We start from the raw sequence: 24,331 nt of genomic DNA, 5'->3' as shown, positions 1-24,331 counted from the left end.
CATGGACGCCCGCTCGATCATCGCAAAGTTGCGCCGCAAGGATATACCCTCCGCCGAGGAACTGCACTGGTTTGCCCAGAGGCTTGCCGATGGTGGGGTCAGTGACGCGCAGGCAGGGGCCTTTGCGATGGCGGTTTGCATGGGTGGGTTGGGTGCGCAGGGCCGTGCCGATCTGACCATTGCGATGCGCGACAGCGGCGATGTCCTGAACTGGGATGTGGAAGGTCCGGTAATCGACAAACACTCGACCGGGGGTGTGGGCGACAGCGTCAGCCTGGTACTGGCCCCCGCACTGGCCGAGCTTGGGGCCTATGTGCCAATGATTTCTGGCCGGGGACTGGGACATACGGGCGGCACGCTGGACAAGCTCGAATCCATCCCCGGTGTGACCACCCAGATCAGCCAGGACCGGCTGGTGCAGGTGCTGAACGAAACGGGAGCAGCCATCGTCGGGGCCACCGGGCAAATAGCGCCGGCGGACAAACGGCTTTACGCCATTCGGGATGTCACGGCGACAGTTGAAAGCCTCGACCTGATCACCGCGTCGATCCTGTCGAAAAAGCTTGCGGCCAGCCCGGATGCGCTGGTGCTGGACGTTAAGGTTGGCAGTGGGGCCTTTATGAAAACCCTTGATGACGGGCGCAATCTGGCACGGGCGCTGACGGAAACCGCCAACGCTGCAGGGTGTCGGACCTCGGCAGTCATAACCGATATGAACCAGCCGCTTGCCTCTGCGCTGGGCAATGCACTTGAGGTGGATGAGGTCATGAAGGTATTGACCCAAGCGCCTGACGCGCCGTTGGCTGTGATCTCTGCCGAACTGGGTGGGGTTCTGTTGGCTGACGCCGGTATGTTTGCCACTTCGGAAGAAGGCCGGGACAAAATCGCCAAGGTCATCCGCGATGGCCGTGCCGCAGAACGGTTTGGCCGCATGATGGCCGCAGTTGGGGCACCCATTCACTTTGTCGACGATTGGTCGCGCTATTTGCCCGAAGCCAGCGTGATCCTCGAAGTGTCCGCTCCCGCTGCGGGCTATGTAACCACGATAGACGGAGAGGCTCTGGGCCTTGCGGTTGTCGAATTGGGTGGCGGACGTCAGGTTGAAAGCGATGTGATCGACCCTGCGGTCGGGCTGTCAGATCTGGTGCGACTGGGCGACCGGGTCGAAAAAGGCGCGCCATTGGCTGTCGTCCATGCCGCCCGCGAGGATGCCGCGCGACGTGCGGCTGATGCTGTTCAAAAGGCGATCACGCTTGGAACGGGTAAACCAGTGGTGCCATCCCTTGTCCACGAGAGGATCACGCCATGAGCCGCGCCTTCCTTGTGGTGATGGATTCTGTGGGTATCGGCGGTGCGCCCGATGCTGATCAGTTCTTTAATGGCGACATGCCGGATACTGGGGCAAACACTCTGGCCCATATCGCGCAGGCTTGTGCACAAGGTCAGGCGGAAGAGGGGCGATCCGGGCCTTTGCATCTACCGCATTTGGATGCGCTGGGGTTGGGTGCTGCGGCACGACTGGCCTCGGGTGCGGAAACGCCGGGTTTGCTGGCCCAGCCGACAGGTCTGTGGGGCTGCGCCTGTGAGGATTCACCGGGCAAGGACACGCCATCGGGGCATTGGGAGCTAGCAGGGCTGCCTGTGCCGTGGGACTGGCATTACTTTCCAAATACAACACCATCATTTCCGGCTGATCTGAGCAAGGCCGCAGCCGAGGCCGCCGGAACCGAAGGGGTTTTGGGGGATTGCCACGCCTCGGGCACCACGATCATCGCCGAATTGGGGGCCGAGCATATGCGAACCGGTTGGCCGATCTGCTATACCTCGGCCGACAGTGTCTTTCAGATCGCCGCGCATGAAGAAAGTTTCGGCCTAGACCGTCTGCTTGACCTCTGCCGCGCGCTGGCCCCACGTTTGCACCAGATGAAAGTGGGGCGTGTGATCGCACGGCCCTTTGTCGGCTCGCCTGAACAAGGGTTCACCCGCACGACCAACCGCAAGGATTTTGCCATCGTGCCGCCCGCTCCGGTGCTGACGAACTGGTGTCAGGATGCGGGCCGCCGTGTTCATGCAGTGGGCAAGATCGGCGATATCTTTTCCATGCAGGGAATCGACACACTGCGCAAAGGGTCGGATGCTGACTTGATGGGTCATCTGTCCGATCTGGTCGATGAGGCCGAAGAGGGCAGCCTGACATTCGCTAATTTTGTCGAGTTCGACAGTCTCTATGGCCATCGGCGCGACATCAGCGGCTATGCCCGCGCGCTAGAATGGTTTGACCAAGAGATAGGTGCAATTCTGACCCGGTTGCGCCCCGATGACCTGATGTTGTTGACCGCTGATCACGGCAACGACCCAAGCTGGATCGGCACCGACCACACGCGTGAGCAAGTACCTGTCCTGATTGCAGGGCAGGGTGCGGGGCAGATCGGTAAGGTCAAATTCGCCGACATTGCCGCCAGTATCGCAAATCACCTGAATATCCCGGCACAAGGGCCGGGGCGGAGCTTTCTATGACTGTCGCTGACCTACCCAAGATCGAACTGCACTTGCATCACGAAGGTGCCGCGCCGCCTGCCTTCATCCGTCAGCTGGCGCATGAAAAGCGCATCGACCTGAGCGGGATTTTCAAACATGACGGGTCTTATGATTTCCGGGATTTCGCCCATTTCCTCAGCGTATATGAGGCCGCCTGTGAGGTGCTGAAATCGCCCGAGGATTTCCGCCGACTGACGTTGGCTATTCTTGAAGAAAGCGCGGCGAACGGGGTGGTGTATTCGGAAAGCTTTCTGAGCCCCGATTTCTGTGGCGGTGGCGATTTGGTGGCCTGGCGCGACTATCTAAGTGCCATTCAGGATGCCGCTGATGAAGCCGAGCGGAAATACGATATCACTCTGCGCGGCGTGGTGACCTGTGTCCGGCATTTCGGACCCCAACAGGCCAAGCTCAGTGCATATTGTGCCGCTGAAACAGCTGGCGACTGGATTACTGGGTTCGGTATGGGGGGCAATGAATCCGTGGGGGTTCAGGGCGACTATAAGTGGGCGTTTGACTGCGCGCGCGAGGCCGGACTGCGCCTGACCACCCATGCCGGAGAGTTCGGCGGGCCGGATAGTGTCCGCGATGCGATCCGTGATCTGGGAGTTGAACGCATCGGCCATGGCGTGCGTGCGATCGAAGAACCCGACCTTGTGCATGAGATCGTTGATCGTGGTGTGACGCTCGAGGTTTGCCCGGGCTCGAACGTGGTTCTGGGCCTGTTTCCTGACTTTGCCAGCCACCCGATTTCCAAGTTGCGCGAGGCAGGTGTCAAGGTCACCGTGTCCACCGACGATCCGCCGTTTTTCCATACCACAATGCGGCGTGAATATGAGATGTTGGCCAAAGCTTTCGGTTGGGAGGCCGAGGATTTTGCCGCCCTGAATGAAACCGCCCTGAATGCGGCTTTTTGCGATGAAGCGACCCGTGCGCGGGTCAAGAAAAGACTGGAGATATCATGAGCGAACACTTGACCGTCGTCGACCACCCGTTGGTGCAGCACAAACTGACGCTCATGCGGGACAAGGGCACTTCGACCGCCGAATTCCGGCAGTTGCTGCGTGAGATCACCTTGCTGCTGGCCTATGAGATCACGCGGGAAATGCCATTGACCACCCGGCATATTGAAACCCCGATGGAAGAGATGGACGCCCCCATCCTGGCAGGTAAGAAACTGGCGCTGGTTTCTATCCTGCGCGCCGGTAACGGAATGCTGGACGGCGTTTTGGAACTGATCCCCTCGGCCCGTGTTGGCTTTGTTGGCCTGTACCGCGATGAAGAGACTTTGAAGCCCGTCCAATATTACTTCAAAGCGCCCGAGGGGCTGAAGGACCGTTTGGTCATTGCTGTCGACCCGATGCTGGCAACCGGCAACAGTTCGGCCGCTGCGATTGATTTGCTGAAAGAGGCTGGCGCGACGGATATCCGGTTCCTGTGCTTGCTGGCCGCCCCCGAAGGTGTTGCCCGCATGAAAGAGGCACATCCGGATGTTCACATCGTCACCGCCGCACTGGACCGTGAGCTGAACTCAAAAGGCTATATCATGCCGGGTCTGGGCGATGCGGGCGACCGGATGTTCGGGACCAAATAAGCGGGCTTATCCGCCGCATATATTCTGCAGCCGGACCCATTCGCGATCTGGCAGTATCTGTTGCTGGGGCTGGCCCGCCATCGGGTCGGCCTCGATCAAGCCCAGCACGGTTTCACCTGTCACGTCCGTCGCATAGGCAAAGGGGACCGAGGGCAAAGCTGCCTCGGCAAAAATTTCCAGCAGGTTCTCGTCGGGTACAGCAGGACGGGGTTCTGATAGAACTTCTTCGGTATAACTGTCGACAATCTGAGGTGTCAGCTCACCGGTTGTCAGCAGGCGGAACGCAGATCTGATGCCGGTCCGGTCCAGCAGATCATCCAGTGGGTCCTGTGCCTGCACACGTGCACGTTCCGCAAGGATGTACCCGGCCACGACCGAGGGGTCCTCGTGATCTTCGACCAGAGATCGGTTCAACAGGACAATTCCACCCGGCAGGGTCAGGCTGGTCTGTACTCCGGCGGGTAGGATAACGATTGCGCGCACGCCCGTTCTTGCCGCCAGATGATCCAGTGCTTCCTGAGTGCCCTCGGACACGCAGGCGCGGCCCGACACGCGTTCTATGCGCCTCAGGATCGTGTCGCCGATGTCGATACGTTTGATTTCGGGAACGACGGATACGACATGGTTTTGTAACGCTGACGGTAACCACAACAGCATGAGCGCGGCCACAGCAGCCACAACCCCGGCCACGCTGAACCACCGCAAACGCCCGGGGTGGGGGCGTGACCAGTCGATGGCACGCTGCAGACGGTCAATGGCTTCGATCATCGTGGTTTCGGATTGGGCCAGTTCCAACGTCTCTTGTGGGTCGCCATCCGGGTGGTAAATTGCAGGGAAAACACCGGGGTTCTGGCGCTCTAGCGCAGCCAGCGACCAATGAGTCAGGGCCCGGTCGTTGAAATCCGATATCGTCAGCGTCGCTTCACCAATCGACACAACAACCTCGCGCCGCTGAACATCGGGCGAGGGGCGCCACAGACCGGTGGCTTCGATCCGCTGGAACTGTTTCAGTGCCGTCATCGGGGTGATGTCTGCTCGTTCTTAATTGGAGCCAGCTTAACACGCTAAATTCAACCGGCGCAAACCTGTTGCGCGACGTTCAGGAAATGTGCTGGATACCTAGACGAGCGGAATATTCTGTTACCGCTCTCCATCATGCCGCGGGGAAAATGATGCAGGCGGACACCCAGACTTCACCGGTTTTGGCCTCGGTGCTGATGGTCAGTGCTATGGCAATCATCGGCGTGATTGATAATGTGGTCATCTTGGTGGCCGAAACGATCGGTCTGTGGCAGTTCCATTTCAGCCGGGCTCTGCTCATGCTACCGCTGATAATGGGCCTGTCACTGCTTGGGCTGGGCCGCTTGCGCCCGATTAGGCTTGGCCCCGTGATCCTGCGTAGTGTTCTCATCACATTGGCCATGTTGTTCTATTTTGCCTCGCTTGCGCTGATGCCGATTGCTCAGGCGTTGGCGGGTTTGTTCACGTCGCCGATCTTTGTGCTGTTGATTACAACCGTCGCCATGAAGCAACGGATAGGCCCATGGCGTATTCTGGCCGTTGCAGTAGGGTTTGCCGGGATTTTGTGCGTGTTGCAGCCGAATCCCGGCGAGTTTGATGCAAAAACGCTGTTGCCGGTCGCCGGAGGGCTGTTCTACGCGTTCAGTTCAGTCATCACCCGAAGCCACTGCGCGCAGGAAAGCACAACGGCATTGCTGGCGGCTATGGTGACAACCTTGGGAGTGGCCGGAGCGGTAGGGCTGATCGTGTTATCCTTGTTTCCGGGGGTTCCGGTCGCTGGGCCGGAGGGCTTCGTTACCCGTGGCTGGGTCTGGCAAATGGGACCGGCAATTCCTTGGATTATAGTTCAGGCAATAGGGTCGACGATTGCGGTATTCATGCTGATCAAATCCTATCAGATCGGTGAGACCTCTTATGTGGCGGTGTTTGAATATTCGGTGATGATATTTGGACCCTTGTTCGCCTGGAGGGTCTTTGGGCAGAATATCGGTGTTCTGCAGATCCTCGGCATATGCCTGATCGCAACGGCCGGAGTTCTGCTGGCCTGGCGGTCCACGCGTCCCGCCGCTACAGAGGCCGCATCGTGATCATTTCGCGCGGTCGCTCTTATATCTTCGTCCACATTCCCAAAACTGGAGGGACATCTTTGTCGCTGGCTTTGGAACAGCGCGCGATGAAGGATGATATTTTGCTGGGAGATACGCCCAAGGCAAAGAAACGCAATAGGCGGATCAAACAGCTATCGGCGCGTGGCCGCCTTTGGAAACATTCAACCCTCGCCGATATCGAAGGTGTTCTTTCACCGGATGACTTTTCGGGGATGACAGTCTTTACTCTGGTCCGAAATCCCTGGGATCGGCTTGTCAGCTATTATCACTGGCTCAAGGTGCAAGGCTTTGATCACCCCGCAATCGCGCTGGCCCGCGCCCATTCGTTTGAAGGATTTGTCTGCCACCCTGCGACGCAACAATCGCTCCGTCAGCATCCGGCGCGGCACTACGTGACGCGAGCCGATGGTATCGAGCAGTGCCAGTATTTCATCAGACTCGAAGCGTTTGATCAGGACGCAGAGCCTCTGTTCGACCATTTGGGGTTCCGGATCACGCTGCCGCATCTGAATCGATCAGAGCGGGTGAAAGATTACCGCAGCTATTATTCAGCCGCATCACAAGAGGCCGTCGCCGAGGCTTGCGCTGAAGATATAGACAGATTCGGATACTCTTTTGATTAGATGACAGAAATATAGTTTCCCTGCCGGACTTAATACCGGGCGATTACAGATCGTTGTTCCGTTTTTAGCGTTATCCAACGGGGTTTGGGACCCAAATCAGGCTCAAATGTGTCAAAATTTGGACGTGTGATCGGTTTGGATGCTAATGAATATCTACTGTTTTTGGTGCCAGCAGGGGGGGAGGCACGTGTTTGAAGTAGTGAGTGACATGGGTATTTCAGATGTTCCGGAAAGCCGGACACAATTCGAAACCAGAGTAGAACTGAACGCACGCCGTGGCGGCTTGATCCACGGGACCAGGGTTGCAACTGTCGACGGCTGGACGCCGATTGAAGACATTCAGCCTGGTGATCTGATCCGGACAGTCGAGAACGGCTTTAAGGTAGTAAGGCGCATTTCTGTCGATACGATTTCGGTTCCTACTGAAGAAAGTCGGATCGAGTATTTGCCAGTCCGCGTACCCCCAAGTGCCGTCGACAGCCCAGGTACGATTTGGATCATGCCTGAACAGGGTATAGCATTGGAGCATGGCACCGCAGATCTGACTGTTGTGGCAGCACGAAAGTTGAGCGGTTTGTTCCGCATCAAGTCGGACGTCCCGGCATCATCATTCGATGTCAGCGCACTGTTCTTTGACGAGGATGAAGTGGTCTATATGGAAGGCGGCATGCGCGCCTTCTGCCCGTCAGGGCGTTTCGGCGGCCACAGCGGCACAAGTGCGGGCTATCAAATTGCCGAAAGCGAAACAGCGGCGGAATTGGTCGAAGATATACGAACCGAGGGCCGCGTGGCAGCCCTTGCCAACCCGTTGGGTGCGCTGCCTGCACCCATCTCGCTGGAACAAGTTGTCCCTTTGAGACCCAACAGGGGCGCGCGTCGCCCGGGTCGTCCGGGCCGGCCTCTTCCAGTGATCTGAACGGCAGACCAACCAAACACGACAAGCAGGGTGCTGGCGTAAGGTCTCTTACGCCAGCACCAACTGTTTAGGCAGCCTTGGCTTCGGGGTTGAACCGCCCGTAGAAGCTTTGGCCTTTATCTGCCATCTCACGCAGCAGCGGCGGGCAGGTAAACCGTTCCCCATATTGTGCGGTCAACTGATCGCAACGCTCGGCCGCATAAGGGGTGCCGATGATGTCCAGCCAGCTCAGTGGGCCACCTGACCAAGGTGCAAAGCCCCAGCCCAAGATTGCGCCGACGTCACCCTCGCGGATGTCTTCCAGAACGCCTTCTTCCAATGCGCGGACGGCCTCCAGAACCTGAGCGAACATCAGGCGTTCCTGCACTTCGATCAGGTCGGGCTGATCCTCTGCCAGCGGATACTTGTCCTGCAGACCCTTCCAATATTCGACGCGCTTACCTTTTTCGTCATAGTCGAAGAAGCCCGCGTTTGCCTTGCGGCCCAGACGGCCCTGTTCTTCCATCCAGAAGATCAGATCATCGGACGGGCTTTCAGGATATTCGTTGCCCATCGCGGCCTTGGTCGCGCGTGCGATCTTGGCACCCAGATCAATCGAGGTCTCATCAGTCAGCTGGATCGGCCCGACAGGGAAGCCCAACTGGCGTGCCGCGTTGTCGATCAGAACCGGGCTGACGCCTTCGGTCACCATCCGGGCACCTTCATTGATGTAGGGAATGATGCAGCGGTTGGCGTAGAAGAAGCGGGCATCGTTGACCACGATCGGCGTCTTGCGGATCTGGCGCACATAGTCCAGCGCCTTGGCCACTGCGCGATCACCGGTTTCCTTGCCTTTGATGATCTCGACCAAGAACATCTTCTCGACGGGCGAGAAGAAGTGGATGCCGATGAACTGATCCGCACGCACCGAAGCTTTGGCCAGGTCGCTGATCGGCAGGGTCGAGGTGTTCGAGGCAAAGATGCAGTCCTCGGGAATGATTGCCTCGACCTTTTTGGTCATCTCGGCCTTGACGCCCATGTCTTCGAAGACGGCTTCGATGATCAGGTCACAGCCCTTCAGATGATCAAGGTCAGGGGTCGCGGTGATGCGGCCCAGCATGGCCTCTTTCTTTTCAGCCGTAACCTTGCCGCGCTTCATACCTTTGTCCAGGTACGTCTCGGTATAGGCTTTGCCTTTGTCTGCTGCTTCTTGATCGCGGTCGACCAGAACAACTTCCATACCGGCCTGCGCCGATACAAGTGCGATACCCGCACCCATCATGCCAGCGCCCAGAACACCGATCTTCTTGACTGACTGATCCGGTACGCCCGCAGGACGCACGGCGCCTTTTTCCAAGGCTTCCTTGTTCAGGAACAGTGATCGGATCATGGCACCCGAAGACGGGTTCATCAGAACGGAGGTGAACCAGCGTGCTTCGATCTTTAGCGCGGTGTCGAAATCGACCAGTGCACCTTCGTAAACAGCGCTTAGCAACGCCTTGGCGGCAGGGAACGCACCCTGGGTTTTGCTATTCACCATAGCCGAGGCGCCGACGAAGTTCATGAAACCGGCAGGGTGGTAAGGCGCGCCACCGGGCATTTTGTAACCCTTGGCATCCCAAGGCTTCACAATGTCCGCATCTTTGGCGTTCAGCACCCAATCTTTTGCTGCGGCAACTGGATCCTCGGCGATCTCATCGATGTAGCCTGCACTTTTCGCCTTTTTGACGTCCAGCATCTTGCCTTCCAGCAACAGCGGAGCGGCTGCAATCGCACCGACCTTGCGGACCATACGGGTGGTGCCACCAGCGCCGGGGAAGATGCCAACCATGATTTCAGGCAGGCCGTATTTCGCCTTTGGGTTCTCGGCTGCAAAGATGCGGTGCGTCGACAGCGGTAGTTCCATGCCAATGCCTGCGGCTGTACCGGGCAGGGCGGTTGCAATCGGCTTGCCGCCTTTCTTGGTCTTGGGGTCCATGCCCGCCAGCTCGATCTTGCGCAGCACGCCGTGCATATTCATGGTGCCTTCGAACAGGCCCTTGGCGGGGTTGTCACCCGCCTGTTCTTTCATCACCGCAAGCAGGTTCAGGTCCATGCCACCGGCGAACGAACCTTCTTTCCCGCTGGTGATAACGATGCCTTTGATCTCGTCATCGGCAAGTGCCTGATCGATGCAATCGCTCAACTGTGCGAATCCGTCAAAAGACATCACGTTCATGGATTTTCCCAGGACGTCCCAGGTGATAATGGCGACGCCGTCCGCGCCTTTGCTCAGAGTGAAATCAGTCATTGTCATCTCCAATCTGGTCAGCCGTTAGCGGGCTGCCATCTTTCCGGGTGAAGGAGAATCCGTTCTCATCATCCTTCACCATCATGTCTAAGTCGCTGTAATAGCCGGTCTCGTTCGGGGTCCGTGTGCCCACCACCAGAAAGGTCGCAGGCGCATCGGTGTTGTTCACAAGGTGATGGCCGTTGGCTTCACCTGCGGGCCATGCGGCGCAATCGCCGGGCTGCATTTCATGCTCGCCATCGTCGTCGATCAGCGTACAGGTGCCGCTTAGCATGATTGCAAACTCGTCCTGCTCCATATGGTAGTGGCGCAGCGAGGACATGCCTTGCGGTTCAAGCCGTACGATGTTGACCCCGTACTGGGTTAGCCCGCCCGCATCACCGAGGCGCTGAACAAAACGGCCTGCGGTCGCCTCGGCCAGCTTGCCGGGATAGGCCGAGCCGCCCTGAAACGGAATCTGAGAGAGATCCAGCTTGGGCATCAGACGCGCTCGATGATCGTTGCTGCACCCATGCCGGATGCGATGCAAAGCGTGGCTAGCCCGGTTTCCTTGTCCTGACGTTCAAGCTCATCCAGCAGGGTGCCGATGATCATCGCGCCGGTCGCGCCCAGCGGGTGGCCCATTGCGATCGAGCCGCCATTGACGTTGACCAAAGCCGGATCGACATCGAATGCCTGCTGGAAGCGCAGAACAACCGAGGCAAAGGCTTCGTTCACTTCGAACAGGTCGAGATCGCTGATTTTCATGCCGTTGTCGGCGAGGATTTTCTCGGTCACCGGAACAGGACCGGTCAGCATAATGGTGGGGTCGGTGCCGATCTTGGCCGTGGCCTTGATGCGTGCGCGCGGCTTCAGGCCGTATTTCTCGCCGAATTCCTTGTTGCCGATCAGAACTGCCGCCGCACCATCCACGATGCCCGAGCTGTTACCCGCGTGGTGGATATGATTGATCTTTTCCAGATGCGGGTATTTCAGCTTTGCGACGTTGTCGAAGCCGGGCATTTGCTCGCCCATCATCTGGAATGCGGGGTTCAAGCCACCCAGGCTTTGCATGTCCGTGCCGGGGCGCATGTATTCATCATGGTCCAGAATGGTCAGGCCGTTCTGATCCTTAACGGTTATGACCGATTTCGAGAACCGGTTGTCGTCCCACGCAGCTTTTGCACGGCGCTGCGATTCCATCGCCAGCGCATCAGCCTGATCGCGTGTGAACCCGTATTCGGTCGCAATGATATCAGCCGAGATACCCTGCGGAACGAAATAGGTGTTCATCGCCAGTGAAGGGTCAGCCGCAATCGCAGCGCCATCGCTGCCCATCGGAACACGGCCCATCATCTCGACCCCGCCTGCGATATAGGCGTCGCCCGCGCCGCCTTTGACCTGGTTGGCAGCTAGGTTCACAGCTTCCATGCCCGAGGCGCAGAACCGGTTGATCGCCAGCCCGGGGATCGATTCATCCAGATCAGAACCCAGCACTGCGGTTCGTGCCAGACAGCCGCCCTGTTCCATAACCTGGGTTACGTTGCCCCAGATGACGTCCTCCACGGCGTGGCCCTCTAGATTGTTCCGCTCTTTTACGGCGTTCAATGTCAGCGAGGACAGGCGCGCCGAAGTCAGCTCGTGAAGGCTGCCATCCTTGCGGCCTTTGCCGCGCGGGGTACGCAGGGCGTCATAGATATATGCGTCGGTCATAGTTTTCTCCTTAAGCTCGATCCGGCACAGAGCCGGGCATCAGGTCGTAGGGGTGTTTCCAGCCAGGCTGCTGGGACAAGCGTGTCAGCCAGGCGTCGATATTTGGCCATTCGGTGCGGTCAAAGCCGAAGGGTTCAGGATAGTAGAGATAGCCACAGCAGCTGAGATCAGCATTGGTTACGCCGTCCCCAACGATCCAGTCGCGACCGTTCAGATGTGCATCCAGGACTTGATACGCAGCCTTCAGACGACCCTGGTTGAATGCGATCACGTCTGGGTTGCGATGTTCTTCCGGCAGAAAGTTGATCAAAAAACGGGTCAGGCCTGCCATCGAGCTGAGTTTGTGATTGTCCCACAGCACCCAGCGCAGTACCTCGTATTTCTCTTCCTGCGTCTTTCCTCCGAACATACCTGTCTTTTCAGTTATATAAGTCTGAATGGCCCCGGACTGACTGGTGCGAAAGTCGCCATCAATCATGACGGGCGCTTCACCCATTTCGTTGACAGTGGCACGAAATTCGGGAGTGCGCGTCACTCCTTTGAAGAAGTCGACTTCGACGGCTTCCCATTCTAACCCTGATAACTCCAGAGCCAGCGCCGCCTTGTACGAGTTTCCGCTGACGCCGAAACAATGCAGTTTGATGGTCATCATTTGCCTCCCTTGGCACATGAGTCAGTGCGATGTGCTGTATCATGTAGCCCGCCCTTTTTTGGGCGGGTCTGTTTTCTTATCGTTTGCGCTCTTCAAGTTCGGAATTGAAGATACGCAAACGGTGCGTCAGGCTCTCTTCGTCGATGACACTGTTGAAGTTCTCGAACAGGAATGACAGTGCCTCACCTTCGTCCAGACCAGCCTCGCGCGCGAACCCTCTGAGTTTGCGATAGCCGTCTTCGGTCATGGCGACCGGGAAACGGCGTGTTAGGCGAAATCGTTTTGGCATATCGAGCCTTTCGAATGGCCGGCCCCAAGATGGTCTGGGGCCGGTCAGAGATCAGAAGCTTGCCGCGTCCAGGCCCATGACAGTATCCGCACCGCTCTGGATGCGTGTCAGATGAAGACCGGTGGCTGGCAAGCGACGCGCCATGTAGAACTGGCCGGTGGTAATCTTTGTCTCGTAGAACTCGGTGTCCGAAGTCCCGGCTTCAAGTGCGGCATAAGAGGCTTTTGCCATCTGTGCCCACATCAGGCCCAGGCAGACATGACCGAACATGTGCATGAAGTCATTCGACCCAGCCAGCGCATGGTTGGGGTTCTTGGTGCCGCTTTGCATAAAGTACATGGCAGCGGCCTGCAGATCCTTGGAGGCCGCTTTCAGCGGTTCGATAAACGCCGTATCATAGGCTTCGTTCTGACCTGCGTTTTCCTTGCAAAAGTTTTTGACCATTTCGAAAAACGCCATGACGTGTTTGCCGCCATCTTGGGCAAGTTTACGGCCCACAAGGTCAAGCGCCTGAACGCCGTTTGCGCCTTCGTAGATCATCGCGATCCGGGCGTCGCGGGTATATTGCGACATGCCCCATTCTTCGATGTAGCCGTGGCCGCCATAGACTTGCTGGGCCTTGACCGTCATGTCATAGCCTTCGTCGGTCAGGAACCCTTTGAGGACCGGCGTCAGCAGTGAGATCAGGCCATCGGCGGCATCGTCACCAGAGCGGTGGGCCTTGTCGATCATGGTCGCTCCCCACAGAACAAAGGCACGGGCACCCTCGGTAAAGCTTTTCTGATCCATCAGGCTGCGGCGGATGTCGGGATGCACGATCAGCGGATCGGCTGGACCGTCCGGGTTTTTCGCACCGGTCACATCGCGGCCCTGCAGGCGGTCTTTGGCGTATTCCACCGCGTTCTGATAGGCCGCGTCGGCCTGGGACAGACCCTGCATGGCTACACCCATACGGGCTTCGTTCATCATGGTGAACATCGCGCGCATGCCTTTATGCTCTTCGCCCAAAAGATAGCCGGTTGCCTCGTCATAGTTCATGACGCAGGTCGAGTTGCCGTGGATGCCCATCTTTTCTTCGATGTTGCCGACCGATACGCCGTTGCGTTCACCCAGGCTGCCATCTTCGTTCACCATGAATTTAGGAACGATGAACAGGGATACACCCTTGATGCCTTCGGGGCCGCCCACGATCTTGGCCAGCACCAGGTGAATGATGTTGTCGGCCATGTCGTGTTCACCAGCCGAGATAAAGATCTTCTGACCGGAAATCTTGTAGGAGCCATCCGCCTGCGGTTCAGCCTTGGTGCGCATCAGACCCAGGTCGGTGCCGCAATGCGGTTCGGTCAGGTTCATGGTGCCGGTCCAATCGCAGCTAACCATGTTCGGCAGATAGGTTTCTTTCTGCTCTTGGGTGCCGTGCGCCAGAATGGCCGAGGCTGCGCCGTGGGTCAGACCTTGATACATGGTGAACGCCTGGTTCGAGGCGGAAAACATCTCGGCCACGGCAGAGCCGATGACATAAGGCATGTTCTGGCCGCCGAATTCTTCGGGCATGTCCAGGCCGGTCCAGCCGCCTTCCTTCATCTGACCGAATGCGTCTTTAAAGCCAGTAGGGGTATATACCACACCGTTTTCCAAACGACATCCTTCGGTATCACCGATTGTATTCAGCGGGTGCAGAACATTTGTCGCCACCTTACCGGCTTCTTCTAGAACAGCGCCGGTAAAATCAGGTTCAAGCTCGCTATAACCCGGGATGTCCGATCCCGATACATTGAGCACTTCGTGCAATACGAACTGCATGTCTTTGGTTGGTGCATTGTATACGGGCATTGGGAACTTCCTTAGTTTCGCTTGTCCGGTGGGTGGGTGCCGCCGGGGTTATTCTGCGGCCTTTTTGTCGCTCTTGATCGAGGCGATCACTTTCTCGCCCCATCTCAACTGTTCTTTTAGATCGTCAATGGCCTGGGTCAGCTCTTCACGCCGGGATTCCATATCGGCAAGCCGCTCGCACGCGATCTCATAGGTGCGGGTCATCTGTGTAACCTGCTGATCACCTACGTGATACAAATCAAGAAGCTGGCGAATTTCTTCCAGGCTGAAGCCAAAGCGTTTGCCTCGCAGGATCAGCTTGAGACGCGCCCGGTCGCTTTTGGTGAACAGTCGTTTCTGCCCTTCGCGGATCGGAAACAAAAGTTCCTTTGCCTCGTAAAAACGTAATGTGCGCGGCGTGACATCATAGGTCTCGCACATTTCACGAATGGTCATCAGATCTTCGGTCATGGTTTCTGCACTCTTGTAACTGGCCTTCGTTAAGCTGATTTGCGCAGTTGATGCGCGTCTTACAGCACGTAGATGCCGTTCACGTAACGCGAACGCTGCGTCACAAATAAGTTGACGTAACTTCCGTTCGCGTCAAGGTTTCTACTGCAGGGAATTTCAGGACGTCACGTCAGATCACCTTCCAGATGCAATTTTCCAAACACGAGAAAGCATGCTGAAAGGGTAAAAGAGCCCAGGAAGGGTCTGTTTTTGGCTTTGGCAAATCCGATAGTAAACGCGATCAACTGGGCAGCAATGCCTAGTCTAACAATTTCGCGGTCTGGTCACGCATTTGTTCCAAGGCATCTATGGCTTCATCCAACTGTTTTTTCTGATTGTTCAGTTCGACAAGCTGATGTTCGGCCATTTCGATGAAGGCCTTCATCTGTGCCTGATTCCCCTGATCTTCGTAGATCAGCAGCCACTGGCGGATATCTTCCAGTGGAAATCCGTATTTCCGTCCCCGCATGATCAGCGTCATCCGAGCGCATTCCCTAGGCCCGTAAAAGCGAGTTCGGCCTTCGCGGTCAGGCTGCAGAAGTTCGATATATTCATAGTAGCGCAGGGTACGTGGAGTCACGTCAAACTCGGCGCACATCTCTTTGAATGACAAACGGTTGTCGGGCATTCCTGGTCTCCTTCGAAACAGCGTAGGACGTGGCGAGTTCAAGCGCAACAGGCGGGCTTGCTCTTTTGCTAGCCTGACGCTCATAAAGGGAGAAACAGAGAGGACACAAGTAGATGGTCGACAAAGCTGCTATAGCACGACAGTTTATTGAGGCCATTCCGCATGCCAAAGCTTTGGGTTTGACACTCACCAAAATGGGTAATGGCGAGGCCGAGATTTCGATGCCCTACAAGGCCGAACTGATCGGTGATCCACGCACGGGTGTGATCCATGGCGGGGCGGTTTTTGCCCTGCTTGACACCTGCTGCGGTTCCGCGGTCATGTGCCATCCTTCTTCGCCCGGCGCCACCGCGACAATAGATCTGCGGATAGACTACATGCGCCCGGCGACGCCAGGGCAGAGCATTACGACACATGCTGTCTGTTATCACATCACCAGAAACGTGGCCTTTGTCCGCGCAACTGCGATGGATGAGGACAAGGACCTGCCCGTGGCAACCGCCACCGGTTCATTCACAGTGGAGAGCCGATGATGTCACGACCTCGGCCCGAAGCCATGCAGCTTATCGAACAGCGTCGCGATGCAGCACTGAAGGCAATCGTGGATGGTGTTCCATATATTCAGTTTCTCGGAATCGAATTTGACCGGCGGGGAAATGAGTTGACCGGGGTACTGAACTTTGACCAAAAGCTGATCGGAAACCCGATGCTTCCGGCGCTTCATGGTGGTGTGACGGCTGCCTTTCTGGAAGTAACCGCGGTTATCACCCTGAGTTGGGAGTATTTCTTTCCCCGGATCGAAAACGGCGAATTGGATGCCAGCACGGTCTTTCAAGATGAAACCATCATGTTTCCAAAAACAGTCGATTTCACCGTTGATTACCTGCGATCGGGCTTGCCTCGGGATGCCTATGCGCGTGCCTTTGTTCGCCGATTAGGGCGCCGGTATGCGTCGGTTCGTGTCGAAGCGTGGCAGGACAATCATCAGCGTCCTTTCGCACAGGCCAGCGGGCATTTTCTGATGCCGCAGTCCAAATCGAAAGCTGAGTAGATTTCCATGCAAGACGCCTCGGCACCCATCACGCACAGGCGCGTGCTTAAAATTGCAGCGCCCATCGTGCTGTCGAATGCCACGGTTCCGATCCTTGGGGCCGTGGATACTGGCGTAGTCGGGCAGATGGGTCTGGCTGCGCCGATTGGGGCTGTTGGGATGGGGGCCGTGATTCTGGCCTCGATCTACTGGATATTCGGCTTTCTGAGGATGGGGACCACCGGCCTGGCGGCGCAGGCGCGCGGGGCAGGTGACACTGCAGAAACCGGTGCGCTGCTGATGCGGGGCATATTGCTGGGCAGTGCGGCAGGTATGGTTTTCATATTGGCCCAGGTCCTTTTGTTCAAAGGGGCTTTTGCCCTTTCCCCCGCCAGCCCCGAAGTTGAGGCGCTGACCCGCGACTATTTGCGGATACGCATCTGGGGTGCGCCGGCAACGATTGCGCTGTTCGCCATCACTGGCTGGTTGATTGCGATTGAACGTACGCGTGGGGTCTTTGTCCTGCAGGTCTGGATGAACGGGCTGAATATTCTGCTGGATCTGTGGTTTGTGCTTGGTCTGGGTTGGGGCGTCGAGGGGGTGGCCATCGCGACGCTCATCGCCGAGTGGAGCGGGCTGGCACTGGGTCTCTGGCTGTGCCGCAGTGCTTTTACCGGGAATCAATGGCGTGACTGGCCGCGAATTTTTGATCCCACGCGTCTGCGTCGGATGATGCAGGTGAATGGTGACATCATGGTCCGTTCGGTATTGCTGACCGGCGCCTTTACCACATTCCTCTTCGTCGGGTCGGATCTGGGGGATGTTAATCTGGCAGCCAATCAGGTCTTGCTGCAGTTTCTCGAAATTACCGCCTTTGCACTGGATGGGTTCGCCTTTTCCGCCGAAGCACTGGTCGGCGGCGCCATTGGCGCGCGGGATCGGCATCAGGTGCGCCGAGCCGCGGCCATGGCTTCGCAATGGGGGGTAGGGGGTGCATTTGTACTTGGTGCGGTTTTCTATCTGGCCGGGCCAGCGTTGATCGACCTGATGTCAACTGCACCTGAGGTGCGACTAGCCGCACGCGAGTATCTGGTCTGGGCGGCGCTGGCGCCGGTGATCGGTGTGGCAAGCTGGATGTTTGACGGCATCTACATAGGCGCGACCTGGACGCGCGCAATGCGCAATGCGATGATCCATTCGGTTGCGATTTATGTTTTGGCCCTGTTCATATTGGTGCCTGCGCTCGGCAATCACGGCCTTTGGGCCGCGCTGATGATCTTGAACATCGCGCGTGCCTGCACGCTGGGATGGCGATACCCCAAGCTTGAGGCTTTGGTCGCCTAAAGAAGGTCCAGAAGGGATTCCGTAGGGCGACCAATGGCTGCGTTGTCCCCTTTGATTGCAAGCGGACGCTCGATCAAAATCGGATGGGCCGCCATTGCTGTGATCAGGTCATCCTGAGCGGTATTCTTGGTTAGGCCCAGTTCCTTGAACAGCTTTTCGCTAGTCCGCATCAGGTCGATGGCGGGGATATCAAGGCGTGTAAGTACGGCCCGGATTTCGTCTGCCGAGGGCGTATCCTCAAGGTATTTGCGAATTTCGACCTGCGCTCCGTTTTCCTCAAGCAAAGCGAGCCCTGCGCGAGACTTAGAGCATCTGGGATTGTGCCAGTATTCGATCATATCCAGTCCTGTCTTTTGCTTCCAACGGCCTGCGCAACGGTTTCAAACCCGTCGCGCGCCAGCAAGTCATCCAAACCTCGCGCGATTTCCGCCGCAAGTGAGATACCACCGAAAACCATCGCGGTGTAGAATTGCACGGCCGAAGCACCGGCGCATATCTTGGCATAGGCCTGTTCTGCTGTGCTGATGCCACCAACACCGATCAACGGAATCTGACCGTCGGTCAAATGGCTAAACCGGGCAAGAACGCGGGTGGATTTTTCGAACAAAGGTGCGCCGGACAGGCCGCCTGCTTCGTCTCTGTGTGCGCTGCGCAACCCATCGCGCGACAAAGTGGTGTTCGAGGCGATGACCGCATCAACGCCCGATTCATGGGCCACTTCGGCGATATCCCGCAGCTCATCCTCGGTCAGATCGGGGGCGATCTTGAGGAATACTGGTAGAGGGCGCGACAGGGTGTTTCGGGTTTCGATTACGCCGCTCAACAGAGCGCTCAGCGCCGCTTTGCCTTGCAAATCCCGCAGCTTTTCAGTGTTCGGAGATGAAACGTTGACCGTAGCGAAATCCAGATGCGCCCCACAATGGGCCAGTACCTTGGCAAAGTCGCCGGGTCGATCATCGCTGTCTTTGTTCGCACCAAGGTTCAGTCCGATCACCGCATCCCTGGGGCGCGCCGCCAGACGACGGGCCATGGCCTCCATCCCTTCGTTGTTAAAGCCAAAGCGGTTGATGGCAGCCTGGTCTTCGGTCAGGCGGAATAGGCGCGGCCTGGGATTGCCGGGCTGCGGGCGTGGGGTAACGGCACCGACTTCGATGAACCCAAACCCGGCGCGAGACAGGGGGCCAAGAACCTCTCCGTTCTTGTCGAACCCTGCGGCCAGACCAACCGGATTGGGCAGATCCAGCCCGGCGATTTTGGTCCGCAAACGCGGCGAGGTGACCGGCCCCGGCGCAGGCATAAGCCCCGCTTTCAGGGCCTTGATCGACAGGGTATGTGCGGTTTCCGGATCCAGCCGGTGCAGGGCAGCCAGCCCCAGCTTTTCAGTCAGTTTCATCCAAACATTTCTCCGCCTTCGGTCGGCGCGCACCGGATCAGGCGAGAGGTCTTCACCGCAGCCTGACGATGCACGACCGCCTGTTTGTAATCAGGGTCGGATATCATTTCCAGAAAGGCATGGGCCGATGGGTAACGCGCGATAAATACCGCGTCCCATAGCTCATCCTTTGGGCCAATCAACGTAGTCTGAAACGCGCCGCGCCAAATGATCTTTGCCCCAAGGCGGGCAATGATCGGCCCGGTTTCGATCCCATAATTTCGATAAGCCTGAGCGCCCGACAGACCGCTTTTGGCCAGTTCGTGCCCCGATGGATATTCGGCCCGGCTGCGGAACCTCACCAGGTTCAGCATCTCGATCGGGTGGTCACGATCCAGCACCTTGAAGGCTTCGAACTGGGCGCGATCCGGGTCGATATATTCCGTCATTTCATGTCGTCCGGGAAGCGATGCGCGTTGCCGTCAAAGGGCAGGGGGCAGGACCAAGCTATGTCGGTCATGCGGATCTGACGGTAGAGATGCGGAAACAGAGCGCCCCCGCGCGAAACCTCCCACTTCAGTTCCTCGCCCATCGCGTCAGCATCGCAGGCCAACAGCGTCAAACCTTCGGCGCCGGCAAAATGCTTGGCAGCGGTTTCCGCAGCTTGTTCAGCTGTCGAAAAGTGGACAAAACCGTCCGAAACATCAATCGGAGCACCATCCGTGGCGCCATCGGTCTGCAGCGCCGTCCATTCGTTGGCGCGGAAAATCTTGTAAATCAGCATAGAACGGTCATGCCCCGCGCTGCGGCTAGATTCAAGCCGGATTTCCCCCTTTGACTCTTTGCTGAAGGCGGCGCAACATCTTGGCAATTAACAAAGGGAGTTAAAATATGTTCACCCGTTTCCTAGCCTCGGCTGCTGTGCTGGGTTTGACTGCAGGAATGGCCGCCGCCGAATATAAACTGACCATTCTGCACACCAACGACTTTCATTCGCGTATCGAGCCGATCAACAAATATGACAGCGGCTGTAGTTCAGATGACAACGCCGAAGGTAAGTGTTTTGGCGGATCTGCCCGTCTCGTTACAGCAGTGGAAGAAGCCCGCGGACGTGCCGAAAACTCGATCCTGGTAGATGGCGGCGATCAGTTTCAGGGCTCGTTGTTCTATACCTATTACAAGGGCAAGGTCGCGGCCGAGTTCATGAACAAACTGGGCTATAACGCTATGACCGTGGGCAACCACGAATTCGATGATGGCCCGGAAGTCCTGCGCGGCTTTATCGACACGGTTGATTTCCCGGTGCTGATGTCGAACGCGGATTTTTCAGGCGAAGAATTGCTGAGTGGCAAGATCAAAAAGTCTTCAGTGATTGAAGTCGGCGGAGAAAAAGTCGGCCTTGTTGGCCTGACGCCGGAAGACACGCACGAACTGGCCTCTCCTGGCCCGAACATCACATTCTCGGACCCGGTTCCCGCGGTTCAGGCCGAAGTGGACAAGCTAACCGCGGAAGGCGTGAACAAGATCATCGTTCTCAGCCATTCGGGATATTCTGTCGACCAGCGTGTTGCGCAGGAAACGACCGGCGTTGACGTAATCGTAGGTGGGCATTCCAATACATATTTGTCCAACGTTTCTGACAAGGCTGTTGGCCCCTATCCGACGGTGGTCAATGGCGTGCAGATCATTCAGGCCTATGCCTATGGCAAATTCCTGGGCGAGCTGAATGTCACTTTTGATGACGACGGAAATGTTGTCGCGGCGGCTGGTGAGCCGCTAATCATGGACAACAACGTGGCCGAAGATCAGGCCTCGCTGGACCGTATCGCGGAACTGGCCGCTCCTTTGGACGAAATCCGCAATAAGGTCGTGGCCAGCACGTCTGAGGCGATTGAGGGTGACCGTTCGATCTGTCGTGTTCAGGAATGTCAGATGGGCAATTTGGTCGCTGATGCCATGCTTGCGCGGGTTGCTGATCAGGGCGTTCATATCGCGATTGCGAACTCTGGCGGCTTGCGTGCTTCGATTGACCCTGGCGATGTGACCATGGGTGAAGTTCTGACCGTGCTGCCGTTCCAGAATACGCTTTCAACCTTTGAGATCAGCGGACAAGGCATCGTTGACGCGCTTGAAAACGGCGTGAGCCAGGTAGAAGAGGTCAAGGGCCGCTTTCCGCAGGTTGCCGGTCTGACCTTTGTTTGGGACGCATCGGTGGCACCAAACGAAGGGCGCGTATCAGAGGTCATGGTATCCAACGGCGATGGGCTTACCCCGATTGATCCGGCGGCGACTTATCTTGTCGTTACCAATAACTACGTCAGAAATGGCGGTGACGGGTACAGTATGTTCGAAGGCGACGATAAAAATGCCTATGACTTTGGCCCGGATCTGGCGGATGTCACGGCGGAATACCTAGCCGAAAACGCGCCTTACCAGCCTTATCTGGACGGTCGCATCAAGCAAAAGTAAGGCGACCAGAGCGAAACGAAAAGGGCCGCACCTTGGGATGCGGCCCTATTTCATTCAGCTAACCTTCAGCCTTGATCAATGTCGTATTCCGGCCAAAGCCCTGTATCAAAACCCGCAAGCATGGGCTGGATATGTTCCGACACAGATCGCCATCCCCCAATGGATTTGGTTGAGATTTTGTTGCGAACCTGGTCGATACTGGCAGTCCGGACCTGTTTGGTATTCTCTTCCGGATGCATCATCGTCTCGGTCCATTCGAGGTCGCAGAAAGCGGCGACCTGCTTGCTATAGGTTTCGGGGTCCGCGACAAGCTTTTCATATGGAACGGTCAGGATCTTGTCGCCAAAAACAGCATCCCAATGCGCCATATAGCGACGATACAGGTTGGCAGAATGGGCAATGGTCTCAAGATTCGAGGCATAGTTCATGCCACCCGCAGGGAACCGGCGGATCCATTTCGAAAGACCAACATCGCGCGGATCACGCAGCATGTTTATTATCTTGGCGTTTGGGAATGCCGACAACAGGAAGCCGACCCGCTGAAAATTGTGGGGCATCTTGTCAACAAAAGCGGTTGAGCCATCGGGGATCGGCGGCATCAACTCTCGGAACTCTTTGGCATATTTCGCTGCGGCAGTGGAATCGAAGGTCTTGCGATGTTGTGCGTAGTCGCGCGAAAGATCGGCCCCAACCGTCAGTTCGCCGCAGCCAGCAATGTCTGGCGCGGAGCTCAGCATCATTTCCATGAGCGTTGTGCCAGAGCGCGGCTGGCCCAGAACGAAGATCGGAACCGGCTGATCGGTTTGTTCGGACCAAGGAACTCTTCCCCCTACAGGGAACAGGCCAGTGATACGTTCGAACTTCTGTTCTTCCGCCTCTAAATCATAGGGTTTGACATTGTGTTGGATGGCATTGGCACGTGCAAATTGCGGCAGTGCTGCGCCAAGGCTATCGGCTTTTTGGATCAGGTGGGCCTTGGCAAATTCCAGTTCCGACAGCTCGTGTACGCTTTCGGATATCGCTGCTTCTACCGCCTGCATCAGTTTCGGGGCGTCCTCTTTGCTGGACATTGTCGAAAGCTGAAGAAGGGTGGCAACATGGAAAGGTTCTTTGGCGTAGATGCCCTGCAGAATATTGGCGCATCCCTTTTTGTCGCCACTCTGGTGCAGATTTACGGCTTTTTGAAAGGCTATCTTTTCGTTGTCCGGTGCCAATTCATACGCCTTGGTTATATCGCGTGAGTTGTGCTCGATATAACCGATGCGGCCATAGGCGCGGGCACGAGTCGACAACAGGCTGACATTTTCAGGGTCGCTTTGAAGTTTTTTGGTCACGTGATCAATGATCAGGCGCCAATTCTGTCCTTTCAGCGTAATCTCATCAATGACCCGGTTCAGTTCCTTGCTGGCTGGGAATTTTTCGGCCTTGAGTTCGGCATATTCCAAGGCTTTGGCCATCTGGCCGGTTTGCATAAGAGCATTGGCGAGGTTTTCGACGAATTGCGGATCGTCAGGTTTCATCCGCGCGGCTTCGACAAAATGCGGGATCGACCTTTTATACTGTTTCATCTCGGTCAGAACAAAACCGGAAATGGCATGAAAATCCGAGTCGGTCGGAAACTTTTTTACGCCAAGTTGAGCCTTTTTCAGCGCAGCCTGGAATTTGCCTTCTTCCAGCGCTGCGACAGCTTTGACTTTTAAGGTTTTCGCCGTTTGATTTTGCATATGACCCCGTGAGAACCTGTGCCTGTAGAAAACGATTGTTGAAAGTTCATTACCTATGTGCGGACGGTTTGCAATAACCCTTCCAAATGATGCCATGGCCCAGTTGTTTTCTGCGCGCCCGGCCAATGCTCTGCCTGTTGTCCCGAATTTCAACGTTTGCCCGACATGTCAGGTGCATGTGGTCAGGGCAGGCGAAACCGGGCGTCAGTTGGATGCCTTGCGTTGGGGGTTTTTACCACACTGGTACAAGTCCAAAACCGCTGGGCCATTGTTGATCAATGCCCGCGCCGAAACGCTAGCTGAAAAACCGGCTTTCAGGGCGGCCTGCAGGGAACGGAGATGTTTGATTATCGCCAGCGGGTTCTATGAATGGACAAAAACCGAGACCGGCGACCGGCTGCCCTGGTACATATACAGAAATGACGCGGCCCCGATTGCCTTTGGTGGCGTCTGGCAGGAGTGGGGCCCTGAGGGCGACCGGATGGGAACATGCGCGATAGTTACGACACAGGCGAACCGCAACCTGGGACGCATTCACCACCGCATGCCCTTGATTGTCGAACCCGAAAACTGGCCTCTATGGCTGGGTGAAGCGGGTAAGGGGGCTGCGCGGCTGGTGTCTCCGGGACATGAAGATATTCTTGGCTTTCACCGCGTCGATCGGGGCGTCAATTCCAATCGGGCCAGCGGGCCGGCGCTTGTCGATCCCATCGCCGGTTGACGCCGTGGCTTTCCATCCGTTC

26 protein-coding genes are annotated in these 24,331 nt (G+C 57.0%); 12 read left to right on the top strand and 14 right to left on the bottom strand.

The features are described 5' to 3' along the window. The first annotated feature begins 1 nt into the window (after position 1). The 4 genes from AC2FLB_RS03910 to upp are packed head-to-tail and all read left to right on the top strand — an operon-like array spanning position 2 to position 4,129. Positions 2–1,309: a thymidine phosphorylase gene (locus AC2FLB_RS03910; protein WP_496708678.1), complete on the top strand. Its 1,308-nt coding sequence runs from the start codon at positions 2–4 to the stop codon at positions 1,307–1,309. After that, positions 1,306–2,517: a phosphopentomutase gene (locus tag AC2FLB_RS03905; protein ID WP_271948024.1), complete on the top strand. Its 1,212-nt coding sequence runs from the start codon at positions 1,306–1,308 to the stop codon at positions 2,515–2,517. The genes AC2FLB_RS03910 and AC2FLB_RS03905 overlap by 4 nt, the downstream gene beginning before the upstream one ends. Beyond that, the gene (locus AC2FLB_RS03900) at positions 2,514–3,500 is read left to right on the top strand and encodes an adenosine deaminase (protein WP_496708665.1); all 987 of its coding nucleotides are present in this window, start codon (positions 2,514–2,516) and stop codon (positions 3,498–3,500) included. The genes AC2FLB_RS03905 and AC2FLB_RS03900 overlap by 4 nt, the downstream gene beginning before the upstream one ends. Next, positions 3,497–4,129, top strand: a complete 633-nt coding sequence (gene upp / locus AC2FLB_RS03895) for a uracil phosphoribosyltransferase (protein ID WP_142632797.1) — start codon at positions 3,497–3,499, stop codon at positions 4,127–4,129. Before AC2FLB_RS03900 ends, upp begins: the two co-directional genes overlap by 4 nt. A gap of 6 nt (positions 4,130–4,135) precedes the next feature. Here upp and AC2FLB_RS03890 read toward each other — a convergent pair whose 3' ends face one another. After that, the gene (locus AC2FLB_RS03890) at positions 4,136–5,149 is read right to left on the bottom strand and encodes a hypothetical protein (protein ID WP_496700627.1); all 1,014 of its coding nucleotides are present in this window, start codon (positions 5,147–5,149) and stop codon (positions 4,136–4,138) included. A 152-nt stretch (positions 5,150–5,301) separates the two neighbouring features. On the opposite strand from AC2FLB_RS03890, the gene AC2FLB_RS03885 reads away from it, so the two are divergent. The 3 genes from AC2FLB_RS03885 to AC2FLB_RS03875 all read left to right on the top strand — a co-directional run bounded on the left by AC2FLB_RS03885 (position 5,302) and on the right by AC2FLB_RS03875 (position 7,797). Next, complete coding sequence (locus tag AC2FLB_RS03885; protein WP_142632801.1) at positions 5,302–6,237, top strand: DMT family transporter; 936 nt, start codon at positions 5,302–5,304, stop codon at positions 6,235–6,237. Further along, positions 6,234–6,881, top strand: a complete 648-nt coding sequence (locus AC2FLB_RS03880) for a sulfotransferase family 2 domain-containing protein (RefSeq protein WP_496708664.1) — start codon at positions 6,234–6,236, stop codon at positions 6,879–6,881. Before AC2FLB_RS03885 ends, AC2FLB_RS03880 begins: the two co-directional genes overlap by 4 nt. Before the next feature lie 208 nt (positions 6,882–7,089). Continuing rightward, positions 7,090–7,797: a Hint domain-containing protein gene (locus AC2FLB_RS03875; RefSeq protein ID WP_496708663.1), complete on the top strand. Its 708-nt coding sequence runs from the start codon at positions 7,090–7,092 to the stop codon at positions 7,795–7,797. A gap of 67 nt (positions 7,798–7,864) precedes the next feature. Here AC2FLB_RS03875 and AC2FLB_RS03870 read toward each other — a convergent pair whose 3' ends face one another. The 8 genes from AC2FLB_RS03870 to AC2FLB_RS03835 all read right to left on the bottom strand — a co-directional run bounded on the left by AC2FLB_RS03870 (position 7,865) and on the right by AC2FLB_RS03835 (position 15,649). After that, positions 7,865–10,066: a 3-hydroxyacyl-CoA dehydrogenase NAD-binding domain-containing protein gene (locus AC2FLB_RS03870; protein ID WP_496708662.1), complete on the bottom strand. Its 2,202-nt coding sequence runs from the start codon at positions 10,064–10,066 to the stop codon at positions 7,865–7,867. Continuing rightward, positions 10,059–10,547, bottom strand: coding sequence for a cupin domain-containing protein (locus AC2FLB_RS03865; protein ID WP_142632807.1), 489 nt, complete (start codon positions 10,545–10,547; stop codon positions 10,059–10,061). The genes AC2FLB_RS03870 and AC2FLB_RS03865 overlap by 8 nt, the downstream gene beginning before the upstream one ends. Beyond that, positions 10,547–11,758: an acetyl-CoA C-acetyltransferase gene (locus AC2FLB_RS03860; protein WP_142632809.1), complete on the bottom strand. Its 1,212-nt coding sequence runs from the start codon at positions 11,756–11,758 to the stop codon at positions 10,547–10,549. The genes AC2FLB_RS03865 and AC2FLB_RS03860 overlap by 1 nt, the downstream gene beginning before the upstream one ends. Before the next feature lie 10 nt (positions 11,759–11,768). Then, a complete protein-coding gene (locus tag AC2FLB_RS03855; RefSeq protein ID WP_142632811.1) occupies positions 11,769–12,407 on the bottom strand; it encodes a glutathione S-transferase family protein in 639 nt (212 codons plus the stop codon). A gap of 79 nt (positions 12,408–12,486) precedes the next feature. Continuing rightward, positions 12,487–12,699, bottom strand: coding sequence for a hypothetical protein (locus tag AC2FLB_RS03850; RefSeq protein ID WP_142632813.1), 213 nt, complete (start codon positions 12,697–12,699; stop codon positions 12,487–12,489). A gap of 51 nt (positions 12,700–12,750) precedes the next feature. Beyond that, complete coding sequence (locus AC2FLB_RS03845; RefSeq protein ID WP_496705794.1) at positions 12,751–14,532, bottom strand: acyl-CoA dehydrogenase C-terminal domain-containing protein; 1,782 nt, start codon at positions 14,530–14,532, stop codon at positions 12,751–12,753. 48 nt (positions 14,533–14,580) lie between these two features. Further along, positions 14,581–14,982, bottom strand: a complete 402-nt coding sequence (locus tag AC2FLB_RS03840) for a MerR family transcriptional regulator (RefSeq protein ID WP_142632817.1) — start codon at positions 14,980–14,982, stop codon at positions 14,581–14,583. A gap of 298 nt (positions 14,983–15,280) precedes the next feature. Continuing rightward, positions 15,281–15,649 carry a MerR family transcriptional regulator gene (locus tag AC2FLB_RS03835; RefSeq protein WP_142632819.1) on the bottom strand — a complete coding sequence of 123 codons (369 nt, stop codon included), beginning with the start codon at positions 15,647–15,649 and terminating at the stop codon, positions 15,281–15,283. Between the two features lie 113 nt (positions 15,650–15,762). Between AC2FLB_RS03835 and AC2FLB_RS03830 the strand changes: the two genes are divergently transcribed. The 3 genes from AC2FLB_RS03830 to AC2FLB_RS03820 are packed head-to-tail and all read left to right on the top strand — an operon-like array spanning position 15,763 to position 18,023. Further along, positions 15,763–16,182, top strand: coding sequence for a PaaI family thioesterase (locus AC2FLB_RS03830; protein ID WP_142632821.1), 420 nt, complete (start codon positions 15,763–15,765; stop codon positions 16,180–16,182). Beyond that, on the top strand, positions 16,182–16,700 hold the full coding sequence (locus tag AC2FLB_RS03825) for a PaaI family thioesterase (RefSeq protein WP_271948008.1): 519 nt from the start codon (positions 16,182–16,184) through the stop codon (positions 16,698–16,700). Before AC2FLB_RS03830 ends, AC2FLB_RS03825 begins: the two co-directional genes overlap by 1 nt. A 6-nt stretch (positions 16,701–16,706) precedes the next feature. Continuing rightward, positions 16,707–18,023 (top strand): MATE family efflux transporter, encoded by a 1,317-nt coding sequence (locus tag AC2FLB_RS03820; protein WP_142632825.1) that lies wholly within the window; start codon positions 16,707–16,709, stop codon positions 18,021–18,023. Here AC2FLB_RS03820 and arsC read toward each other — a convergent pair. The 4 genes from arsC to AC2FLB_RS03800 are packed head-to-tail and all read right to left on the bottom strand — an operon-like array spanning position 18,020 to position 20,179. After that, positions 18,020–18,361 (bottom strand): arsenate reductase (glutaredoxin), encoded by a 342-nt coding sequence (arsC, locus tag AC2FLB_RS03815; protein WP_142632827.1) that lies wholly within the window; start codon positions 18,359–18,361, stop codon positions 18,020–18,022. The genes AC2FLB_RS03820 and arsC overlap by 4 nt on opposite strands. Next, the gene (locus tag AC2FLB_RS03810; RefSeq protein WP_496708661.1) at positions 18,358–19,416 is read right to left on the bottom strand and encodes a quinone-dependent dihydroorotate dehydrogenase; all 1,059 of its coding nucleotides are present in this window, start codon (positions 19,414–19,416) and stop codon (positions 18,358–18,360) included. Before AC2FLB_RS03810 ends, arsC begins: the two co-directional genes overlap by 4 nt. Continuing rightward, positions 19,413–19,844, bottom strand: a complete 432-nt coding sequence (locus AC2FLB_RS03805; RefSeq protein WP_496692442.1) for a DUF1330 domain-containing protein — start codon at positions 19,842–19,844, stop codon at positions 19,413–19,415. Before AC2FLB_RS03805 ends, AC2FLB_RS03810 begins: the two co-directional genes overlap by 4 nt. Then, positions 19,841–20,179: a DUF952 domain-containing protein gene (locus AC2FLB_RS03800; RefSeq protein WP_496692441.1), complete on the bottom strand. Its 339-nt coding sequence runs from the start codon at positions 20,177–20,179 to the stop codon at positions 19,841–19,843. The genes AC2FLB_RS03805 and AC2FLB_RS03800 overlap by 4 nt, the downstream gene beginning before the upstream one ends. Before the next feature lie 107 nt (positions 20,180–20,286). Here AC2FLB_RS03800 and AC2FLB_RS03795 point away from each other — a divergent pair, with 107 nt between their 5' ends. Next, positions 20,287–21,864, top strand: coding sequence for a bifunctional metallophosphatase/5'-nucleotidase (locus AC2FLB_RS03795; protein WP_496692440.1), 1,578 nt, complete (start codon positions 20,287–20,289; stop codon positions 21,862–21,864). A 65-nt stretch (positions 21,865–21,929) separates the two neighbouring features. Here AC2FLB_RS03795 and AC2FLB_RS03790 read toward each other — a convergent pair whose 3' ends face one another. Next, positions 21,930–23,588 carry a tetratricopeptide repeat-containing sulfotransferase family protein gene (locus AC2FLB_RS03790; RefSeq protein WP_496708660.1) on the bottom strand — a complete coding sequence of 553 codons (1,659 nt, stop codon included), beginning with the start codon at positions 23,586–23,588 and terminating at the stop codon, positions 21,930–21,932. Between the two features lie 55 nt (positions 23,589–23,643). Between AC2FLB_RS03790 and AC2FLB_RS03785 the strand changes: the two genes are divergently transcribed. After that, positions 23,644–24,309: an SOS response-associated peptidase gene (locus AC2FLB_RS03785; protein WP_496692438.1), complete on the top strand. Its 666-nt coding sequence runs from the start codon at positions 23,644–23,646 to the stop codon at positions 24,307–24,309. The last annotated feature ends 22 nt before the right edge of the window (positions 24,310–24,331 follow it).

The organism is Ruegeria sp. CDSA236 (genome assembly GCF_059611285.1).
The sequence above is the reverse complement of the archived record's forward strand: the minus strand, read 5'-3'. Positions and strand labels throughout refer to the sequence as shown.

Bases quoted from the DNA above. Each gene is read 5' to 3' on its own strand.
- AC2FLB_RS03830 (WP_142632821.1), top strand. From the start codon at position 15,763: ATGGTCGACAAAGCTGCTATAGCACGACAGTTTATTGAGGCCATTCCG.
- AC2FLB_RS03885 (WP_142632801.1), top strand. From the start codon at position 5,302: ATGCAGGCGGACACCCAGACTTCACCGGTTTTGGCCTCGGTGCTGATG.
- arsC (WP_142632827.1), bottom strand. From the start codon at position 18,361: ATGATCGAATACTGGCACAATCCCAGATGCTCTAAGTCTCGCGCAGGG.
- AC2FLB_RS03905 (WP_271948024.1), top strand. From the start codon at position 1,306: ATGAGCCGCGCCTTCCTTGTGGTGATGGATTCTGTGGGTATCGGCGGT.
- AC2FLB_RS03795 (WP_496692440.1), top strand. From the start codon at position 20,287: ATGTTCACCCGTTTCCTAGCCTCGGCTGCTGTGCTGGGTTTGACTGCA.
- AC2FLB_RS03865 (WP_142632807.1), bottom strand. From the start codon at position 10,547: ATGCCCAAGCTGGATCTCTCTCAGATTCCGTTTCAGGGCGGCTCGGCC.
- AC2FLB_RS03825 (WP_271948008.1), top strand. From the start codon at position 16,182: ATGTCACGACCTCGGCCCGAAGCCATGCAGCTTATCGAACAGCGTCGC.
- AC2FLB_RS03890 (WP_496700627.1), bottom strand. From the start codon at position 5,149: ATGACGGCACTGAAACAGTTCCAGCGGATCGAAGCCACCGGTCTGTGG.
- AC2FLB_RS03875 (WP_496708663.1), top strand. From the start codon at position 7,090: ATGGGTATTTCAGATGTTCCGGAAAGCCGGACACAATTCGAAACCAGA.
- AC2FLB_RS03900 (WP_496708665.1), top strand. From the start codon at position 2,514: ATGACTGTCGCTGACCTACCCAAGATCGAACTGCACTTGCATCACGAA.
- upp (WP_142632797.1), top strand. From the start codon at position 3,497: ATGAGCGAACACTTGACCGTCGTCGACCACCCGTTGGTGCAGCACAAA.
- AC2FLB_RS03835 (WP_142632819.1), bottom strand. From the start codon at position 15,649: ATGCCCGACAACCGTTTGTCATTCAAAGAGATGTGCGCCGAGTTTGAC.
- AC2FLB_RS03870 (WP_496708662.1), bottom strand. From the start codon at position 10,066: ATGACTGATTTCACTCTGAGCAAAGGCGCGGACGGCGTCGCCATTATC.
- AC2FLB_RS03845 (WP_496705794.1), bottom strand. From the start codon at position 14,532: ATGCCCGTATACAATGCACCAACCAAAGACATGCAGTTCGTATTGCAC.
- AC2FLB_RS03800 (WP_496692441.1), bottom strand. From the start codon at position 20,179: ATGCTGATTTACAAGATTTTCCGCGCCAACGAATGGACGGCGCTGCAG.
- AC2FLB_RS03810 (WP_496708661.1), bottom strand. From the start codon at position 19,416: ATGAAACTGACTGAAAAGCTGGGGCTGGCTGCCCTGCACCGGCTGGAT.
- AC2FLB_RS03860 (WP_142632809.1), bottom strand. From the start codon at position 11,758: ATGACCGACGCATATATCTATGACGCCCTGCGTACCCCGCGCGGCAAA.
- AC2FLB_RS03850 (WP_142632813.1), bottom strand. From the start codon at position 12,699: ATGCCAAAACGATTTCGCCTAACACGCCGTTTCCCGGTCGCCATGACC.
- AC2FLB_RS03820 (WP_142632825.1), top strand. From the start codon at position 16,707: ATGCAAGACGCCTCGGCACCCATCACGCACAGGCGCGTGCTTAAAATT.
- AC2FLB_RS03790 (WP_496708660.1), bottom strand. From the start codon at position 23,588: ATGCAAAATCAAACGGCGAAAACCTTAAAAGTCAAAGCTGTCGCAGCG.
- AC2FLB_RS03805 (WP_496692442.1), bottom strand. From the start codon at position 19,844: ATGACGGAATATATCGACCCGGATCGCGCCCAGTTCGAAGCCTTCAAG.
- AC2FLB_RS03855 (WP_142632811.1), bottom strand. From the start codon at position 12,407: ATGACCATCAAACTGCATTGTTTCGGCGTCAGCGGAAACTCGTACAAG.
- AC2FLB_RS03840 (WP_142632817.1), bottom strand. From the start codon at position 14,982: ATGACCGAAGATCTGATGACCATTCGTGAAATGTGCGAGACCTATGAT.
- AC2FLB_RS03910 (WP_496708678.1), top strand. From the start codon at position 2: ATGGACGCCCGCTCGATCATCGCAAAGTTGCGCCGCAAGGATATACCC.
- AC2FLB_RS03785 (WP_496692438.1), top strand. From the start codon at position 23,644: ATGTGCGGACGGTTTGCAATAACCCTTCCAAATGATGCCATGGCCCAG.